The organism is Pseudoalteromonas sp. CNAT2-18.1, assembly GCF_022347865.1.
In the GTDB taxonomy this organism is placed as follows: Bacteria; Pseudomonadota; Gammaproteobacteria; order Enterobacterales; family Alteromonadaceae; genus Pseudoalteromonas; species Pseudoalteromonas ruthenica.
The window spans coordinates 538,035-558,279 of record NZ_JAKRFR010000001.1; the positions used below are offsets into that span (position 1 = coordinate 538,035).

At 50.7% G+C, this 20,245-nt stretch carries 11 protein-coding genes; 6 read left to right on the top strand and 5 right to left on the bottom strand.

The genetic code is table 11. The features are described 5' to 3' along the window. Positions 1-193 precede the first annotated feature (193 nt). Entirely contained in the window at positions 194-2,890 is a 2,697-nt protein-coding gene (locus MHM94_RS02290; protein WP_235418654.1) for a TonB-dependent receptor, read from the bottom strand. A gap of 128 nt (positions 2,891-3,018) precedes the next feature. On the opposite strand from MHM94_RS02290, the gene MHM94_RS02295 reads away from it, so the two are divergent. Continuing rightward, entirely contained in the window at positions 3,019-5,040 is a 2,022-nt protein-coding gene (locus MHM94_RS02295) for a transcriptional regulator (protein ID WP_235418655.1), read from the top strand. Here the strand turns inward: MHM94_RS02295 and MHM94_RS02300 are convergent. Together MHM94_RS02300 and MHM94_RS02305 are read right to left on the bottom strand one after the other, a co-directional pair. Then, positions 5,037-6,365 carry a TonB family protein gene (locus MHM94_RS02300; RefSeq protein WP_235418656.1) on the bottom strand — a complete coding sequence of 443 codons (1,329 nt, stop codon included), beginning with the start codon at positions 6,363-6,365 and terminating at the stop codon, positions 5,037-5,039. The two genes, MHM94_RS02295 and MHM94_RS02300, sit on opposite strands and share 4 nt — an antisense overlap. A gap of 269 nt (positions 6,366-6,634) precedes the next feature. Beyond that, positions 6,635-9,190, bottom strand: coding sequence for a TonB-dependent receptor (locus MHM94_RS02305; RefSeq protein ID WP_235418657.1), 2,556 nt, complete (start codon positions 9,188-9,190; stop codon positions 6,635-6,637). Between the two features lie 428 nt (positions 9,191-9,618). Between MHM94_RS02305 and MHM94_RS02310 the strand changes: the two genes are divergently transcribed. Continuing rightward, positions 9,619-11,622: a GAF domain-containing hybrid sensor histidine kinase/response regulator gene (locus tag MHM94_RS02310; RefSeq protein WP_235418658.1), complete on the top strand. Its 2,004-nt coding sequence runs from the start codon at positions 9,619-9,621 to the stop codon at positions 11,620-11,622. Here MHM94_RS02310 and MHM94_RS02315 read toward each other — a convergent pair. Then, positions 11,619-12,566 carry a LysR family transcriptional regulator gene (locus MHM94_RS02315; RefSeq protein WP_022943685.1) on the bottom strand — a complete coding sequence of 316 codons (948 nt, stop codon included), beginning with the start codon at positions 12,564-12,566 and terminating at the stop codon, positions 11,619-11,621. The two genes, MHM94_RS02310 and MHM94_RS02315, sit on opposite strands and share 4 nt — an antisense overlap. Positions 12,567-12,696: 130 nt before the next feature. On the opposite strand from MHM94_RS02315, the gene MHM94_RS02320 reads away from it, so the two are divergent. From MHM94_RS02320 to MHM94_RS02335, 4 genes are read left to right on the top strand one after another with little or no spacing between them, the layout of a single operon-like run. Continuing rightward, positions 12,697-13,881 (top strand): efflux RND transporter periplasmic adaptor subunit, encoded by a 1,185-nt coding sequence (locus MHM94_RS02320; RefSeq protein WP_235418659.1) that lies wholly within the window; start codon positions 12,697-12,699, stop codon positions 13,879-13,881. A gap of 8 nt (positions 13,882-13,889) precedes the next feature. Next, on the top strand, positions 13,890-17,039 hold the full coding sequence (locus MHM94_RS02325) for a multidrug efflux RND transporter permease subunit (protein ID WP_235418660.1): 3,150 nt from the start codon (positions 13,890-13,892) through the stop codon (positions 17,037-17,039). Beyond that, positions 17,026-18,450, top strand: a complete 1,425-nt coding sequence (locus MHM94_RS02330) for a TolC family protein (protein WP_138590042.1) — start codon at positions 17,026-17,028, stop codon at positions 18,448-18,450. The genes MHM94_RS02325 and MHM94_RS02330 overlap by 14 nt, the downstream gene beginning before the upstream one ends. A gap of 42 nt (positions 18,451-18,492) precedes the next feature. After that, positions 18,493-19,497, top strand: coding sequence for a zinc-binding dehydrogenase (locus tag MHM94_RS02335; protein ID WP_022946610.1), 1,005 nt, complete (start codon positions 18,493-18,495; stop codon positions 19,495-19,497). Positions 19,498-19,549: 52 nt separating this feature from the next. Here the strand turns inward: MHM94_RS02335 and MHM94_RS02340 are convergent, their stop codons facing one another. Next, positions 19,550-20,080: an acyloxyacyl hydrolase gene (locus tag MHM94_RS02340; RefSeq protein WP_235418661.1), complete on the bottom strand. Its 531-nt coding sequence runs from the start codon at positions 20,078-20,080 to the stop codon at positions 19,550-19,552. Positions 20,081-20,245 lie beyond the last annotated feature (165 nt).

Here is a 20,245-nt window from a genome sequence, read left to right on the forward strand (position 1 = left end):
GGCTGCGATAAAAGGGCCCCATGCTGGAGCCCCTAAGGTTGGGATTGGGTTTACTATCTATGCAATGGCTAAAAACATTAGCGAGTACGATTGCGCACTCTCTTTATTAGTTATCTCTAAGACGCACTAAACGGCTAATAATTCCGTGTTTTACATACTATTACCCAAGTTGACAGAAAGTTACATTTCGCCTTTAAAATGTGTAGCGCAGGCCCGTGTAAAAACGCCGACCATTTTCGTAAATGCCAGTGGGCGCCAAGTGACTACGCTCATACAGGTAGGTGATTTCATTATTGAGATTGACCACATCTAGGTTCAGTTGTAATTGCTCGGTTAGATTGACGCGGACGCTGGCGTCAAGTTGGCCATAGTTATCCATGAAGGTTTCGCCTACGCCGGTGGCATAGCAGGTCCGGTAGTTGTAAGCCAAGCGAACATCAAACAATGGCTGTTGATAATAAACAGAAAAATTCACCGAATGCTTTGACGTCCCGGGGATGGCATTGAGTGTCCCCGCAGAGTGAGCTTCACGAGAGCCTTGTACATAAGTGTAATTGGCCAGCACCCCAAAGCCGTACCAAAACTCATGCTGTAATGCGAGTTCTGCACCGGTTATGGTGCCGCCCGCACCGTTGGTGGGCCTATCTATGGTCATCAAAATGCCCTCATGCTCCTCCTGTCGGCGCTCGAATTCAATAAACGAAGCAATGTCCTTCATAAACACGGTGCCAGAGAGCAAACCTATATCATTAAAATACCACTCTAAGGCGGCATCAAATTGATTGGCGCGATAAGGGTCAAGTTGTGGATTGCCGCCTTGGCCTTGCGCTTGGGTGACGTTGTAGTTGGTTGAGGGCATAAGGTGATGATACTGCGGACGAGACATAACCCGCGCCGCGCCAAGGCGTAGCAGTAAGTTGTCACTTAAGTGGCTACTGAGGTTTAAGCTAGGTAAAAAATCCCAGTAGCGGCGTCGGCTTTGTTGCCATTGCCCAAGCTGCACAGTACTGGCGTTTGCCACTGAATGGGTTCCTCCCGAATGGGTTCGGCCCGAGTGGGCTGGGCCGGCATAGGCCTCGGCTTGCTGCTCGGTGGCCACCAAGCGCACCCCCAGGTTCCCTTGCCAGGTGTCAGTCCCTACCTGAAGCTGGGTATAACCGGCCAATGAACGCTCGTTAATTTCAAAGCGGCTGGGTCGCTCTTCGTACTGCTGAAAGTCAATACTACGATATTGCTTTGCCAGCGCTTGGGTATCGGCATAGGCGTAACGTTTCAAAGTATCGCTGCTGCCAATATGGCGTAAATAGCGCTCAGGGAAGGGCGCTGAAAATTGACTTAGACGCCAGCCTAAATCTCCGGCTAAACCAGTGTAATCGCCGCCAATAGAGCGCCGGCGAGCGAAGCTTCGTTGGTGGTCGCGGGCTTTGATACCCAGCTCTATTTTATTAATAACGCTATGATCCACCGCGCGAGTGATGTCAAGTTGGGTATACCACTGTTCGTCTTCGGCATCCTGAGCGTCATTGCGAATGTCACTGAGTAACCACTGCTGTGCATCGGTGGCAGCTACCTCATATCCAGCGATGATGTTTTGTCGCTGGCGAGTGTCGACACGAAATGCGGTATTTGCCGAAAACTGTGTGGTGTGGTCTTCTCGTGTGCCACCACTGCCTCGACTCATGCCGAGTTGGTATTGAGCTTGCCATAACCCTCGCTGCCAGGTGGCTGTGAGGGTATTACTGGTGGTGGCGATGGCAGAATCTCTCCATATAGCTTCCATCGCAGTGTTAAACGGTTGCGAGCTGGGGTTATCTGCAGGCACTTGGGTATAAGCGCCGTAGGCGAGCACATTATCGATAATATGATAATCACTGAGATGGCCACCGCGAGCATACACATTACTGGGTTGCCACAGGAAATTCTGATTGGTGTTATCGGCGTCCAAATGCGAGTACAAGGAGGTCAAAGCAAATCGCCAACGCGGATTGGGTACGTACTGCGCGGCAATCATCAAGGTATTTAGCTCCCGCTGTTGCTGAAATACCGCTGAGCCACCGCCCCCGGGTGACCAAAGCTGGATGCTTTGAGCCGGGTTTTGCTCTTCAAGCAAGGGGTATAAGCGTGTGCCTTGCTGGCTGAAATGGCGGTCATCCCAGCCCCAAGACTCCAGTCCATCGCGACGCACACTGCGCTGATTATGGGTATAACTCACGATGACGCCCAAGGTATGAGCGGGATTTTGCCATTCACTATGGAGCGTAAATTGAGGGTCGAAGGCGCGGCTAAGATCGTTATATTGCAGCTGCGCGGCGAGCACGGTCCTTGGCCCATAGTTATCAAGGGGTGAAGGGGTGGTGATATTAATGGCCCCCCCTAAAGAGCCTTCATCATGCTTAGCTTGTGGGGTTTTTAATACACTCACCGAGTGGACAATTTCGCTTGGTAACAGGGTAAAGTTGAAGCCGCGACTAGGTAGGCTGGAGATCCACCAATCGCTACTTGCTAGATATTGGCCGTTTAAATAAGTACGGTTTTGTTCAGCGGTGGTGCCGCGCACACCGATACGCTCACCTTCTCCTTGCGCTCTAAACAAGGAAATGCCGGTTAATCGTTGCAGGGCCTCGGCGACATTTTTGTCTGGAAACTGGCCGATGTCTTCTGCATTGATCACTTCACTGACACCATCGTGATGACGTTTTTCACTGAGTGATTTGACAGCGCTGTCACGAAAACCCCGAATTTCAATGGTTTCTAAGCCTTTGATGCTCACCTTAGTGCGCGAAGGCTGGGTTTGTTGCTCGGCATATGCCAAAAAAGGGACGCTTAAGATGAAATAAAATGTTAATCTAGCGAAAGATAAATAACGACGACTGGGTGTTAGGGCACGCATCTTCAACCTCACCATGCTCAGTAAAATCAAGCTAAGCGACTAATAAAAGCTTAAAGTTGAGGTATCATAACGTGCTTGGCACTCATTAACCACATTTTAACCTTGCGAACACTTTGAATAACCGGGCTGTGGCACATCAATCATGTTATATCGGTGACATCCTTGTCGACTTTGCGGCGATGCGCGTGCGTCGACACGGGCGTTGGTATCCTTTAGAGGCAAAGCAATGTGCACTGTTACGGGTACTTGCCGAGCGCCCGGGTGAGGCTGTGAGTCGCGAGCACATCCTCAATGCGGTATGGGGCGATGTGGTGGTGAGCGATAACTCTTTGAGCCAACTGGTCACCCAGCTGCGCAAAAAGTTAGCCGATGATAAGGAGCAGCCTCGATTTATTAGAACCGTACCACGCATTGGCTATCAGCTTATTGCTGAGGTTACGCCTGTGACTATTCAGCGTTCTGCGTTTAATAAGCGGTTGCCTTGGCTCGGGATGACAGCACTGACACTGGCCCTTGTTATCCTAATGTGGGTGTGGCCGAAAGGCTCTTCAGTGCAGCACTTTAGTGAACAATACCGGGCTTCCTCGGCTCCCGGTGGCGAGACCCATTTAACGCTTTCACATCATGGCCGTTATCTAGCCTATTCGCAACGTGCTGAAAACCGCCGACATTTTGATTTAATGATTTACGACACCCACAGCCATGCCCACCACAGCATTCGCACTTCAGGGTATAGTGAACAGGCGTTGGCCTTTTCCAAAGACGGTCACTGGCTGCTGTATGAGCGCCTTGATGCATTTGGCTGTGACTTACGTCTTTTGCCGACGTCGCAGCCCGTTGAGCTTTGGCGCCTAGCAAAAGACATCAGTTTAGGGCACTGTCAGCAACGAGTGGGAGGCAGCCCGGTGTTTTGGCCCAGTGCCGACACGGTATGGCTATTTGAATGGCACCAAGGTGAGATTGCTCTGGTGACGTATCGCTTGCAATTGCAGACCCGAGCGCACTTAACCCAGCGCCAGGTTATTGCTCAGCTGCCTAGCACAGTGGCGGCGTTAAGTCAGGGTAATCAGTTGGCGTATGTGGTCAGCGAACGAAATCAGTTCCAGGTTTGGGTGCGACATATCGATAGCGGCTCACAACAACAGTTGTTTACCTCCACTCACCCCATTCAAAGTCTTACCTGGTCTGAAAATGGGCTTTGGGTGGGTGCGCAAAAGCTGCATCTGGTTACCTTAGATGGTGGGAAGCAAAGCTTTGGCGACACCGCTGCGTTAGGTCAGGATTTGAGTGTAAGTCATAGCGAAGCGGGCACGCGAGTGGTGCATAATGAGGGGAATTTTGGAGTCAACCTTTTTGCCGCCACGTGGCGCTCACCAGGGACGCTTCATTCAGCCCAGTTAAGTTCATCAACGCGCCTCGATGTGCTCCCCACTTTGTCAGCCAATGGCGAGCAGCTGGCTTACGCCTCATATGCCAAAGCAGGCGATCCTAGGAACCTGCCCGTTGAAATTTGGCAAAAGCGCCAGCAGCAAAGCTCACCAAGCTTATTAGCTTCATTCCCTGCTAATACCCGCATTAAATCTATGCGTTACTCCCACGATGGTGACTACTTATTGATACACAATGTTGATAATAGCCTGTATTTACTGCATGTGTTCTCGCGGACGCTGGTGCAGATAGTGGATCCCCAATATGGCCTGAAGATGGCGCAGTTTAGCGCCAATGATAAGCACATCCAGTATCATATCCGCGATGATGAAAACGTGCCATGGAAGGTATGGCAATATGATTTAGACTCTCGGGTGGCGTCCCCTAGCAGCGATAAACTAGCGCCGCAAAATGAGCCTTTAGCAGTGTGGCAAGCACGTATTAGCGCCTTTATCCCCAGCGATGTGATTGCTGATTCAATGCGTATCTATCGACCGGCGATATTCAATGGGGGCATTTATTATGTGATTCGCCAAGGGCATCAGCTGAGTTTGTATCGTTACACACATAATCCAAGGCAGAATACGTATATTGGCGAGCTTGGTTTTTATGGTTACGGTGCCGATGTATCGTTGTCTTTGGCGACATCCAGCGATGGCTCGCGTTTAGTGTACAACCAAATTACTGACTTTGAGTACGATATCGTCATCAATACCCTTTAATCTTGATATGCAGCCTCAGACCAGCCTCGTGACTGTGCTTGTTGTCGGGCTTGCGACATAAGCTGCTGATAGGGTTGGCCGCGATGCTTATTAAATAGGGCCTGTGCCCACAATAAGTCAGGGTGCGTGTTGTCCTGCTGTTGTGCTTGGTTCAGCCAAAAAGTTATGTCTTGCTCAGCGCTTTTTGGCTCCTCAAGTAGCAGCTGCACCAAGTCAATCTGAGCGCGTAAATGACCTTGCTTGGCGCTGCGTTTGAGCCACATTTTGCGCTCGGAGTTGGTGGTGTGTAAGCTCAAGGTCCATTGCGCCGCGCTCAGTTGATTGTTGGCGGCCACACGAAGCCAATTTAGGCCAATCTGGCGAGTGCGTGGATCACTGTTGTTAAGCAATTTTTTTGCTAAGCGGTACTGCGCTTTAGCGTTGTTATTTTGCGCGCTGGCGCGCAATAAGGTGATGTTGGCATCGTTATCTGGCCAGTGCGCTTTAAGTAATTGACTGACATTATACTGCTCAGAGCTGAGCCAAGTGGCAATGCGGTACTGAATGTCGCTTTGTCCTTGCTCTGCCGCTTCGACAAGCGCACTGATCTCTTCTGCATAAAGGCGTTGTTGGCTAGTGAAACTTTGTCGATAACGTTCACCTTTATGAGTATTGAAGTGATACAGCAAGGAACGTCCACGACGGGCATTTTGGCTTTCGGGCGGGACATAACGCCAGCGCTTTAGCGCCGCAAGGACGCTTTCTTCAAACACATGGGGTGGGTAGGCATCAATAACCACGGTATTTTTTACCGCGCCACTGGCGTCAATATCGAACTCGGCCCAAACCCAGCCCTCTATGCCTTTTTCAATCGCATGGCTGGGGTAGTTAGGTTGTACTTGATAGGTCGTACTGAGCGTGGAGGTATTGCCAAGGTCACTGTTTTCGAACCCCAAGCGACGGTTATGCTCCCTAATATCGAATTGATGCGCCAACTGCGTGAAGATCTCGCTGTGCTCGGGATTATGCTCTAATTGCTGCGCAATGAGGCGGGCATGGTTATCGGCTGCAGACAAGCCATAATCACCGGCTAACACAAAGTAACTAAAGGCTTTGTTAAGGTTTTGCTCACGGCCTTGGCCGTGTAAATTCATCACTGCTAAATTATAGAGTGCATCGACATTACCCAGCGTCGCTAGGGTTTTAAATTGCTGATACGCCTCAGTGTATTGTTGCGCTTGGTAGGCTTTGGTGGCACTAGCAAGATCGCCACGTACCGGCAGCGCATAACTGAGCGATACCAACAATATAACAAAGGTCGTTGAGGCGAGGTTAGTACGGCGCAATATAAGTAAAGCCTTTTAATATCAGCAACAAAGCGCTTCTTCTGGCGATTTAAAACGACTCAATTGTACAAACTAAGTGAAAAAAAAGCTAACAGCATATAATCATTGGCACCTTGCCAAAGGGCTATTAGCTTCCCCACTAGGGGATAAAGGCCCGTTGCCTATGGTCGTGGAGACGGCCTTCTTGGCGGGCCTGTGCTAGCCGCGCATGGCTGCTAACACCCTCAATACCAACGATAAGTGGCAGAGTTGATATTGAGGGGAAGGGGCTAAAAGTTGAAGCGTACGCCGGCGGTAAATCGTCTGCCATCGGCATAGACCGAGGTCAGGGCTTGTTTTACATCCTCCTCCTGATAGCTGAACGTATGCTCATCGGTGAGGTTAATGGCTTCTAACACCACCGCGACGTTATCGTTAATGTTGTAGGTCAGATTGGCATCAATTTGACCATAATCATCGATGTACCCGGGCCAATCTCGGCCGGTGTCGTAACCGGTGCGATAGTTATATGAAATACGGCCACTAAAGTGTGCACTCTCATAGTATGCGCTGAGATTGATGGTATGTTTTGAGTTACCAGGAATGGTAACATCGTCACCCTCATCATTTTTCGCCTCACCGTCGACATAGGTGTAGTTGGCACCGATGCCAAAACCTTGATATAACTCTTGCTGGTAGCCAAGTTCTAAGCCTTGAATGCGCCCAGCACGACCATTAACGGGGCGGCTAATTAATATCTCAACTCCTTCATGTACCTCTAAGTTGGGTGTGCTATCAATAAAGGATTGAATGTCTTTGTAAAAGAACACGCCAGATAGTAGCCCTGCTTCATTGAAGTACCACTCTAAGCCAGTATCAAACTGATCAGCGCGATAAGGGTCGAGATCCGGATTGCCCCCAGTTCCGGTCTGGGTTTCCTTGTTATAGGAGGTGGCCGAGCTCAAATCTGCGTAATCCGGGCGCGACATCACTCGCGCTGCACTAAAGCGCATCAACAAGTCGTCATTCAGGTCGATAGCCAAGTTGATACTTGGGAGAACATCGAAATAGTCTTTATCTTGTTGTGTCCACACCTGTGCGCCTTCAGCACCTGCGTAGGCGCCCGAGTCTTGCTGTGTTTGAACTAAGCGTACTCCCAAGTTGCCGCGCATACCTTCGACATCAATCGTGGCTTTGACATAGCCTGCGGTTATTTTCTCGCTTATCTCAAAAGTACTGGCTTTTAGGACACGGTATTGCCAGTCTAGGGCATCGCCCTCGCGACGGACTTTGTCAGAGTCAGTAATGGCATAATTAGTGAGCGTACCGGGACTGCCTAAACCGTCAAGATAGTCACTGGGCATGGTGTTGGCATAGTCGCCAAGGTTCCAGCCCAGATCGGTACGCGCATCGGTGGTGTGTTTAGTATTAAAGCGCGTATGGTCGCGGTACTTTATACCTAGTTTAATAGCGCTAAATACCGCTACATCAATAGGGCGTTCAAAATCGAATTGAATGTAGCTTTCGTCATCTTTGGCATCATTGCTGTCATAGCGTAAAAAACCTAAGTCCCAATTACGACCATCCGCTGGGTCGGCGCCATATTCAGTGCGTACATCCTCAACCTGACTGGTATCGAAACTATGCTGATAGTTACCCTCCCAGCCGACACTGCGGTCGGCTTGGCTACCGCCGCTTCCTTCGGTATAACCAAGGTGTACACTGCTTTTCCAAAGTACACCTTGGTGTACCACTTTTAAGTCATAAGAAAGGGTATCTATTTGCGAGTTACGCACCTTAGTTTCATCCAGGATATTATTGCCATCAGGAGATAGCCCTAAGGTCCCAGCGACCAGCATATCGCCAACAACGGGGTGGTCGATGACCTCAGCATCAAGGTAGTTAGAGCCACCGTATCCGGGTAACCAAAGGAAGTTTTGGTTGGTGTTGTCGGCATCTAAAGTAAAATCTAAAGCGTTGAAACTGATGTCGAGCTCATCGGTGGGGCGATATTGCAATGCCAGTGTGTAACCCGTGCGCACGCGTTCCTGGGTGAACATCGCTGAGCCGCCGCCCCCAGGGCTGTAAACATTGCTATAGGTATCGCCCGCTGCGGTGGTAATGTTTCTGTCTATCCAACTCCAAGCTTCGATACCATCGCGTCGAAGGTTGCGCTCTTGGCGAATTAACGACAATAGTGCACCGAAATTCTCTTGCTCATTTTTATAGTTGTACATTACCGATAGCTGCGGATCGGTCTCACCGGATACCTCGCTGTATTGCGCTAATGCCGAGCCGGCAATCTTGTGGGCGGGCAAGTCCAATGGTTTACGTGTTTTCACGATCACGGTGCCGCCAATAGAGCCTTCATCTAGGTCGGCTTCTGGTGATTTATACACTTCCAGCCCAGAAACAATCTCTGAGGGCAGCATGGTGTAATTAAAGCCACGACTGGGTGCTGAGTTGGTCCACCAATCGGCGGAGCCCACCGCTTGCCCGTTGAGCAACGTCCGGTTTTGGCTTTCTGGTGTACCGCGAATACTGACACGCTCGCCCTCACCGTAACTGCGAGTGATGGATACGCCAGTAATACGCTGCAGCGACTCGGCAACATTTTGGTCCGGAAATTTGCCAATATCTTCTGCGGTAACGGCATCGACGACCGCATTGGCATAGCGTTTGGTATTCATCGAACGCACAACGCTGGAACGAATACCACGCACTTGAATCACTTCCATATCGCTGCTGGTGGCCTGCGGCTGTTGCGCTTGCACCGGTGTGCTAAACGACCCCGCAATGCAAGCAAGGCCAATGGCCCAAGCGACGGGTGTGAGTTGATGACTCATAAACTTTCCCCTTGGTGTTGTTGTGCTCCCTTGTGCTCGGCCTGTGGCGGCACACTGCCCGAAGGAGCGCATTTAGTTATTATTTGACTGCTACAAACACGACAAATGACAGCGTTATCATTTGTCTGCCATCAACCTAGGTCGAGTACGCATTTTGAGTCTTGAATCACTATGAAAAGTTATGAATTACTGGGTTTTATTTTTTATCTCTATGATTATTAATTGTTTTTAGTTGAAGCTTATTTTGGGGTCCGGTAAATAAATTAAGTTTACTTATTCGTGGTTTGAGCGTTTTTTTATGTCTAGCTGCGAACAAAGGCTGAATTTTTACACTGAGGTAGATAATTCGGCTGTTATTGGTGATACTAGAGTGAGTACCCAGCGGGGATACTCCGCTATTTTTTCGCTTAATGCTGCTAAGGATTTGCGTGAGCACACTGGCTCGACTACATCAGATCACCTCAGATCAACAGCTCAGCTTCTTTGAAAAAGTGCATCGTTTAATGCGCTTTGGCCTTGATGAATTTGCACTGGATATCGCCATTGTCAGCCGAATTGATGGTAAAGACTATATTGTTGAGCATGTTATAACCCCTGATGATTCATTGGCTGTAGGAACACATTTTAACCTCGGTGAAACCTACTGCACGCATACACTGCATGCCAAGTCCGCTTTGGCGTTTGAGCACGCAGGAAATAGCGATATCGCAACCCACCCTTGTTACATCAACTTCCAATTGGAAAGTTACATTGGTGCACCTATTGAGGTGGCGGGTCGAGTCTATGGCACCATCAACTTTTCCTCGCCAAATATTCACCATCAAGCGTTCACTCGTGAGCAGCTCGATTACGTGACCTTACTCGGGCAGTGGATAGGCATTGAGATAGCCAGGTATCAAGACATTCAAGCACTTAGATTGCAACATCAATCCCTTAAAGCCATGAGTGAGCTGGCGCTAATCGGTGCCTGGGAGGTCGACTTAGTACGCGATCGCTTGTATTGGTCAAAACAAACCAAAGCCATTCATGGTGTCGCAGATGATTTTCAACCGACCTTAAGTGAAGCGCTATCATTCTACGTGCCAACTGAGCGGGACAAGATTGAACAGCACATCAATCATGCAATTGCTGAGCACCAACCTTGGAGCTGTGAAGTTGCGTTGACTGCACGAGATGGCCAACAAAAATGGGTGGCGATAAAGGGCAAACCAGAGTGTGAACAGGGTCAATGCGTGCGTATAAATGGTGCAATTCAAGATATCACAGATATTGTCAACACACGCCAGGCCCTCGCGCAGCAACGTGAGCAAGCTGAGCACCTATTAAGTACCCGCAGTGCCTTTTTAGCAAAAATCAGTCATGAATTGCGAACCCCCATCAATGGCATTAACGGCATGTTGCTAGCGATGCAGGGAGAGGAAGATTTACAGGTAATCTCACAGCGTGTTGAGCTTGCGCTCAGTGGTGCTGATACCTTAGTGCGCTTGGTCAATGATGTACTTGATTATTCGAAGATAGATGCAGGGCAGATGCACTTAGAGCATCAAGACCTGAATGTCGGGCTATTACTTAACGATGTGATCTCTGTCTATCAACCTTTGTGCGCGCAAAAAGGCATTACCCTGAACCATCAATTCGATGTCAGTAACGAGGCTTGGGTAAAAGCCGATGGCATGAGAATCAAACAAATCCTCACCAATTTGCTCAGTAATGCCCTTAAATTTACCCACCGAGGCAGTATTACCTTAAGTGCCCAACTTGCTGAAAGTAAGACAGGTTACACCTTGCAGGCCCAAGTTGTAGATACCGGTGTGGGCATGAATGAACAAGTACGAAAGGCATTGTTTACGCCTTTCACCCAAGGTGGTTCGCATATAGCTCGTGAATTTGGCGGCACTGGTCTGGGTTTGTCGATTGTCTATGAGCTGTGCCGGTTAATGGGTGGCCATGTTGAGGTTGAGAGTGAGCCCGACCAGGGCAGTCAGTTCGCCTTTACTATCAAGCTTGCGAAGGGCGAGCCGATTGCCACGCAGCTGCGAAGCCTGCCTGATACCCAAGGGATCAACCCTGATTTACGCATCTTAGTGGTTGATGATAATCAGATGAACCGCGTAGTGATGAAAGCGCTGTTAGGTAAACTGGGATTAGATGCCGATTTTGCCGAGCATGGCGAGCAAGCGGTGGAGTTGGTGGGTAACACGCAGGACGGTTATGACGTGGTCTTTATGGACTGTGTGATGCCGGTGCTAGATGGCTTTGGCGCTACGGCACAAATACGCGGCAACGCAGATATAAAGCAGCCCCATATTATCGCGCTCACAGCCAATATTTCTGAGCTCGATAAAAAGCGTTGCTTGGAGGCGGGAATGGACAGCTTTATCGGTAAACCAGTTGGCTTTACGCAAATTACCGATGCATTACACGGGCGTTAACGGCCCTGATACAAGTTATCTAAGCCGGGAATATTACGCTCCCAACGTGGCACCCCTTCACCAATGTAATGGCGCACAGCATCAAGGAAAAGCCGTGTTCGCACCGGTAAATCACGGTGTGGGTACAAGGCGTACATGGCACTGTAATCGGGTAGAGTAATATGGGGCAGCAACGGCACTAATTTACCGCTCTTAATCTCGTCGTTAATTAAAAAAGCAGGCGCTAACACGTAGGCCGTATGCGAGAGCACTTTATCCAGCAATACCTCGCCATCATTGGCGCTGTAGACCGCATTGATCCCTTGTTCACACTGCTCACCCTGATCATTGATGTAGCTAATAGTATCGACGCGTTTGTGCGCACTATGATAAGTGGCTGCAGGCAGTTTACCCAACTCCTCCATACTTTGCGGCTCGCCATAGGCATTGACAAACTGCGGAGTAGCCAGCAGTAGCACGCGGTTACGAGCCAGCTTTCGTGCAATCAAAGATGAATCGCGGGGCTCACCTACGCGAAAGGCCAAGTCAAATCCTTCGGAAACCATGTCCACTAAGCGATCGTCCAAACGCATATCAATGCTCACCTGCGGAAAGCGCTTTTGAAAATCATTGATCACCGGCTGTATGTAGCGTCGGCCCAAAATAGTGGAAGTGGTGATACGCAGCAAACCGCGTGGCTCCTGGTGGTAGTTTTCCGCCAATTGCACGGTGTCATTGAGCAACAAGCGCAGTTCTTTGGCTTTTTTCACCATTTCTGCGCCCGCTGCCGTAAGCGAAAATGAACGAGTGGTTCTATTGAGCAATCGCACACCGAGCTCATCTTCGAGCTTACTAATTTGCTTTGAGATCACCGAGCGATCGATATTGCGCATCTCTGCGGCTTTAGAAAAAGAGCCTTGCTCAACCACTTCGAGCAGCATAATTAAACGGCTTGTGGTATCCATAGTGCGGCCTGCATGACAGTGCGATGATTTATTGGTGCCATTCTGGCATTAATGTTTTTATAAAACCACTATTTTTATCATCAATCGCTTTCCTTAGGATCGACAGTACTTTCGAACAAGGAGATAAACTATGCGATTGGCGCAAACAACAGCGGTACTATTAAGTGCTGCATTGATACTAGCAGGCTGCTCGGAGCAAGCCAGCCAGCAAGCAACCCCTCAGGGGCCAATGATGACCATCGATGTGGCCAGCGTGCAAATGCAACCCGCGCAGCGTTGGCACAGTTTCACTACGCGGTTGGAGGCGCCGAGCAAAGTGGCGCTGAAAAGCCGGGTGTCTGGGCAAATTACGCAAACCTTTTTTAGTGAGGGTGAGCAGGTACAGAAAGGTCAGCCGTTATTTCAAATTGACCCACGTCCTTTTGCCGCCCAAGTGGACCGTTTAAAAGCGCAATTGATCAGCAACTCAGCAGCATTGGCACAGGCCGAGCGTGAGGCGCAGCGGGCGCAGCGTCTACTGGCGAAAAATGCCATGTCCACGGAACAAGCAGGGCAACGCGATGCGATTTTAAAGCAGCGCCAAGCCGAGCGCAGTGCCCTTAAAGCTGAGCTGCAAGCCGCCGAACTCGATTTAGCGTTTGCGACCATACGCTCGCCGATTAATGGTGTTATCTCCCGCGCCGAAATCACAGCCGGCAACCACATCACCGCAGGCCAAGATGTGTTAACGCGTATTGTCTCTAACGACCGTGTTTACGCTTACTTTAATGTTGACGAGCGCACTTGGTATCAAGATTTTGCCGGTATTAATGCGCAATCTCAGGCGCGCGTTATTCTACAAAACTTGCGTAAAAGTGCAGAGGGCGAGGCTATCACCGGGCGCATTGATTTTATCGACAATGAAATTAATGTCAGAACCGGGACCTTGCGCATCCGTGCGGTGTTTGACGCTGTCGCTCATCAGTTAAAGCCCGGTGCTTTTGCGCGCGTTAATTTAGCGGCACAAGGGGCCAGCCCAACAGCCATTGTTCCGGAGCGTGCCATTGGCACCGATTTGAAAAACCGCTTTGTGCTGACCGTTGATGGTGATAACACCCTGCAATACCGCCGAGTGCAGCTCGGTGAGCGTTATGGTGAGTTTCGCGCCATTCAATCAGGGCTGGAGCCGGGTGAATTGGTGGTTGCCAATGGTCCTGCGCGTGTCGGCCCTGGCATGACGGTGTCGGTGAACGAAATCCCACTTAACTTTAGCGACACGCGCTTTGTTATGGCACCGGCGCAGGGCGCTGATAATGCATTAAGCGCAGCGCGTTAGGGGAGCGTATGAATTTTTCACACTTTTTTATAAACCGGCCGATTTTTGCGGCCATGTTGTCTTTGGTGTTTGTGATCACCGGGGCTATTTCATTATTCCAGCTACCGGTCAGTGAATACCCTGAGGTGGTACCGCCTACGGTGGTGGTCAATGCCACTTACCCCGGCGCTAACCCTAAGGTGATCGCTGAAACCGTTGCCACGCCGTTAGAGCAGGAAATAAATGGCCTTGAGAACATGTTGTATATGTCCTCTCAAGCCACCAGTGATGGCCGCCTCACCCTGACGGTGACCTTTGCCTTGGGAACAGACCTGGATCGCGCTCAGGTGCAGGTCCAAAACCGAGTGAATAGCGCTTTACCACGATTGCCGCAAGAAGTGCAGCGCTTAGGCGTGGTGGCCCAAAAGTCCTCGCCGAATTTGGCTATGGTGGTTCATCTCTATTCTCCTGAAAAGACCCACGATACCTCGTATATGTCGAACTATGCCGATTTGTATATCAAGGATGAGTTGGCACGCCTGAGCAGTGTTGGCGATGTACAGATGTTCGGCGGCGGTAAATACGCTATGCGCGTGTGGCTCAACCCCAGTGCGCTGGCCGAGCGTCAGCTAACGGCAATGGATGTGGTTGCGGCGCTGCGTGAGCAAAACCAGCAAGTCGCAGCGGGTAGCCTAGGCGCGCAGCCTTCACCAACGAGCAGTCAGTTTCAAGTGTTGCTAAACGTCAAAGGGCGGTTATCCAGCGTTGACGAGTTTGAGCAGGTGGTAGTGCGTGTTGATGACAACGGCGCAATTACCCGCTTAGCCGATGTCGCTCGTATCGAGTTAGGGCAAGACAATTACGCCCTGCGGGCGATGCTAGACGGGCAACCGGCATTAGCCATTCCGATTTTCCAACGTCCGGGTTCGAACGCCATTGAACTTTCCGATAATGTTCGTGCAACCATGGCGCGCCTGTCACAAGACTTTCCTGCTGGCGTAGAATACGATATTGCCTACGACCCTACCGTGTTTGTGCGCGGCTCGATTGATGCGGTGATCAAAACCTTGCTGGAGGCGATTCTACTGGTTGTAGTGGTGGTGATCTTATTTCTGCAAACTTGGCGTGCATCCATTATTCCGCTTATTGCGGTGCCGGTCTCCCTCATTGGTACTTTCGCGGTGATGCAGTGGCTCGGCGTGTCGATTAACACCTTGTCGTTATTTGGGCTGGTACTGGCCATCGGCATTGTTGTTGATGATGCCATTGTGGTGGTCGAAAATGTCGAGCGTAATATTGAAAATGGCCATAGCCCATTGGCGGCCACGCGCATTGCCATGACCGAAGTGACCGGGCCCATTATCGCCATTGCCTTGGTGTTATGTGCGGTGTTTATTCCCACGGCGTTTATCACCGGGCTATCGGGTCAGTTTTATAAGCAGTTCGCGTTAACCATTACTATCTCCACGCTTATCTCGGCGTTTAACTCCTTAACCTTATCGCCAGCGCTGTCTGCTTTATTGCTTAAGCCCCATGATGCCAAGCCTGACAAGCTAACACAGTTGTTGGAGCGGTTATTTGGAACTTGGCTATTTAAACCTTTTAATCGCCTCTTTGACAAAGGCGCCAAAGGCTATGAGCGACTGGTTAAAAAGCTATTGCGCATGAGTGTGGTCGTCGGTGCCGTGTACGTGGTATTAGTGGGCTCCACCGTGGGGTTATTTCAGCAAGTCCCGGGTGGGTTTATTCCGGCGCAAGATAAGCAATATTTGGTTGCGGTGGCGCAATTGCCCGACGCGGCCAGTTTAGAGCGTACCCACAAAGTGGTGCAGCAAATGGAGAAAATTGCGTTGCAAGTCCCCGGTGTGGCTAATACCGTGTCTTTCCCTGGGTTATCGGTGAACGGGTTTACCAATAGCACCAACAGCGGCATTGTGTTCACGCCCCTTGATGACTTTGATAAGCGCAGTGATCCGAGCATGTCGGCACACGCTATCGCAGCCCAGCTTAACCAGCGTTTTGCGGCTATTGATGAAGCCTATGTTGCAGTGTTTCCACCGCCGCCCATTCAAGGCCTTGGCACCACAGGTGGCTTTAAGTTGCAGCTTGAAGACAGAGCAAATAAAGGCTTTGAGGCGCTCTTTTCCGCGCTGCAAAAAGTCATCGCCGAGGCGCGTCAGCAACCGGAGTTAACGGGTTTATACTCCAGCTTCCGCATTCAAGTACCGCAAATGAACATTGATATCGACCGCGAGCAGGCACTGCTGCAGGGGATCCCGCTCAATGAGGTGTTTGATGCGCTGCAAGTGTATTTGGGCTCACTGTATGTGAATGACTTTAATGTCTTTGGTCGCACCTATCAGGTGACAGCACAAGCCGATGCTGATTATCGCCAGCAACGCGAGCAAATCGCCCAGCTTAAAGTGCGTAATCGCAGTGGCGACATGGTGCCTCTAGGCTCGGTATTAAAGGTCACGCCTACCACCGGCCCTGATCGTGTTATGCACTACAACGGCTACCCCAGTGCCGAGCTAAACGGCAGTCCAGCGCCGGGTTACAGCTCAGATCAAGCGAAGTTGGCCATTGAGCAGGTGCTCAGCGACACCTTGCCTAACGGCATCGCCTATGAGTGGACCGAAGTCACCTATCAGCAAATTCTTGCCGGTAATACCATGGTCTACGTATTCCCCTTAGTGGTGCTGTTGGTATTTATGGTGTTGGCGGCGCAGTACGAAAGTTTACGCTTGCCGTTGGCGATTATTATGATTGTACCGATGACGATTTTCTCGGCATTACTGGGAGTGTGGCTACTTGGTGGCGACAATAATATCTTCACGCAAATCGCCTTAATTGTATTGGTGGCGTTGGCCTCTAAGAATGCCATTTTGATGGTGGAGTTTGCCCGCGATAGTCACAAACAAGGGCGCAGTCATTGGCAGGCCATTATTGAAGCATGTCGCTTGCGCTTACGCCCGATTCTTATGACCTCCATCGCCTTTACAGCGGGGGTTGTGCCTTTGGTACTGGCCTCTGGGGCCGGTGCAGAAATGCGCCATGCCATGGGGAATGCGGTGTTCTTTGGCATGATTGGCGTGACTGTATTTGGGCTACTATTTACGCCGGTATTTTACTATGTGGTGACCTTAGGGCAAAAAGGAGCGCATCATGAACACAGCTAAAATGAGTGTCATAGCCCTGAGTATCGCAGCCTTAGCAGGCTGCGCTGCTCCCGGCGAGCGTGTTATTGCTCAGGCGCAACAGGCAGACAAACAAACGCAGCAGCGCCTTGAGCGCAATCAGGTGCTGATGGCGCAGCGCAGTGCGGATGAAATCGGTTGGTGGCAGCAACTGCACAGTGATGAGCTAAACCAGCTGGTGGATAGCGTGTTGGTGCGCAACCAAGACTTACAAGCCGCCAGCGCACGTATTAAGGCGGCATTGGCCAATTTGGATGTCAGTGAGTTTGCCTACTCGCCTAATGGTGGCCTGAATGCTCAAGCGCAGCGTGGTAAGAACGTTCAAACTGCATATAGTGGCGTGCAGGAACAGGCCAGTGCGCGCGGTGTGCTCAATTGGCAGCTGGATTTATCAGGGCGTCTGCGCGCGCTTGCCGATGCTGCCAGTGCCCGCACCCATGCCCAACTTGCGGCACATCAACAGCTCAGTAAAGAGCTGGTGGTTACCACGGTGCGCAGCTATATGCGTTGGCAAGGGTTTGCCCAACAACAGCAGCTGACCGAGCGGCAACTTGAGGCGTTGTCGCAAAGTATGGATATACTGGCGGTGCAAGTCGAAGAGGGCGTGGCGACCGAGTTTGAACTCAATCGCACCCGCTCACAATACTTCCAGCTAAAACAACGCCTGCCACAGCTACAAGCCTTGATGCTGGCCGAGCGCGCCACCTTAGCGATGATTCTCGATAGCAGCGCGCAGCAGCTCCAGCTAACGGCGCTAAGCGAGGCGCAATATCAACAGTGGGCGCTCAATCTCGCCTTGTTAGACCCACAGCAAGCGCTTATGCAACGTCCCGATGTACGCCGCAGTGTTGCCCAATTAACCGAACAGGCGGCGTTGAGCACCAGCGCTCAACGTGCGTTGTACCCCGATGTTAGCCTTAGTGCGTTTGCCGGTGTGCTGGGCGTAGGTGGCAGTCATTTTCAACAGACTCAGGGGCAGTGGCAGGTTACCCCGCAAGTGCAATGGTCGCTGTTTAGCTACCCCGAGCTATTGGCACAACTGCAGCAACAAAAAGCCTTATCGCAGGCGCAGTATCACAGCTATCGGCAAACCTTGAGTAATGTCATAGCCGGTGCGGAACTTTCGCTGCAAACCGTTTTCCAACAACAGCAAACATTGAACTTGGCGCAATCGCGTTTACAAGCGTCGCAACAGGCTTATGCACAAGCGCGTGCCGCATACGAGGAGGGGCAGTTGCCATACCTTGAGTTGTTGGACGCCCGTCAAGATGTTTTAATAGCACAGCAGGATACCCTGATCACGCGTGACACTTGGCTCAATGCCCAGGTTGGCGTATATTCCGAGCTCAGTGGACGTTGGAGTCGCGCACTGCACAAGGTGCCGGTCATCTAGGGGTTCTGCGCATGAACAGTATTTAAGAGGTGAGTCAGAGTTATGGCAGAGTCAGCACAGCAAATGACAACGATGGTGATCAATGAACCGTCGCCGCAATTTGCCCTTTGCATGAATAAGCAGAGCGTTCCCGTCGCTGATGACAATGAGTTGTTAGTGGCGATTGAATATGTGGCGTTAAACCACATCGACGCCAAGCTGGCAGCAGAAGGCTTTTGCCATTGGCAATATCCTCATGTGCTGGGCCTAGATGCGGTGGGAACGGTACTGAACGCGCCCGCAGGCGTGTTTCCCGCCAAGGGCGCACGGGTGATGTTTAACGCCAGCCTTGGCTCGCAAGGCATGCTCAAAGAGTATGCCACCGTTCCTAACTATGCGGTATCGGAAGTCCCCGCTGAGGTGCCGAGCGAGGTTGCGGCCACCTTGCCCAATGCCGGTATGACGGCCTTAGCGGCGCTCGACAAGCTGCAGCTTGAAGAAGGAGACAGTCTGTTGATTGACTCTGGCTGCGGGGCAGTGGCGCATTTTGCTATTCAGTATGCCAAGCTGCGCGGAGCTATGGTGTTCGTATACAGTGAAGCAGGGGAGCATGAGCGGCTGAAAGCCTTGGGGGCCGACGTGGTATTTGACGCTAACTGCGAAGGGCTGGAGTGCAATATTAAACATGAGCTGGGTCCGGGCGGCTTTGATGCCATTCTTAACACCTGTGGTGGTGACTCATTCTTATGTGACTTAGAGCATTTGCGCTTTTGTGGCCGCATCGCCTGTTTGAATGGCTTTCCTAGTATTCCCCAAGAACTGTTATTCCGCCGCGCACCGAACATCTCTGTGGTGTCGCTCGGTGGTGCTTGGTTGGCGAACAGCTTATGCGCACAGCAAAAGCTTAGCTTTATGGGGCAACAGTTGATTGGAGACGTGCAATCGGGAGCGATTATTGCGCCGGATCTGGAAGTGATCCCGTTTACCGAAGCGGCAGTGCGAGATGCGCTGACGACCTTATACAATCACAGTGCGCGATTGCGCCCGGTGGTCAAAATTCAGCCTTAATGCGGGTGTAGCACATTGTTTTATAAAAGGGCGCTTAGCGCCCTTTTTGCTGTTAGAAGAAATGCGTGTAAGAAAAAGAGATAAAATCTAGGCCAGGATTCGGGCTTTTAAACCCCGCATTCGAATAATGCATATAGCGCACACCAATATCGGCATTTTCCATTTTATAAACCACCCCAACTCTGTCTTCAAATTGGTAGTGAGTGCTTACGTTTTTGCCAGCAAACTGGGTGTCGTCAAGTAGTGATACACCAATACCAAACTCCAGCACCAAGGGCCGTCCTTTGAGTGTGGTCATCGGGTATTGAAACACCGGTGATAGTGCCACCACCACATTTTGATCGTGCTGATTGTCCTTGCCATAACGCCAAAAATTGATGCTGCTCTCGAAGTACACATCAAACTGGGAGAATTGATCGGGCAGGTAGTCGTTGACGTAGTACTGATAGGCCAATTTAATGCCTTTAACATCACCCTCACCTTGAATGTAGTGACTGGCAACACCATGGCGAGGCCCTGCCTGAGCAGGCGTGATAACGAGCGAACTTAGCGCTAAGGTTAATGGGATGATTACTGCTTTCATACGTCTGTGTTTAGCTGCTAAAAAGTAGCGGTAATATCTATATCCACCCCTTTAGTTTCAATGCGCGCCCGTGCACAACAACTGTGCCTTTATGGCACAAAAACCTTAATTATCTGATTTTACTGGTGTTACTGATATGTGCATTTTTGGAACCAATGCTGTGCA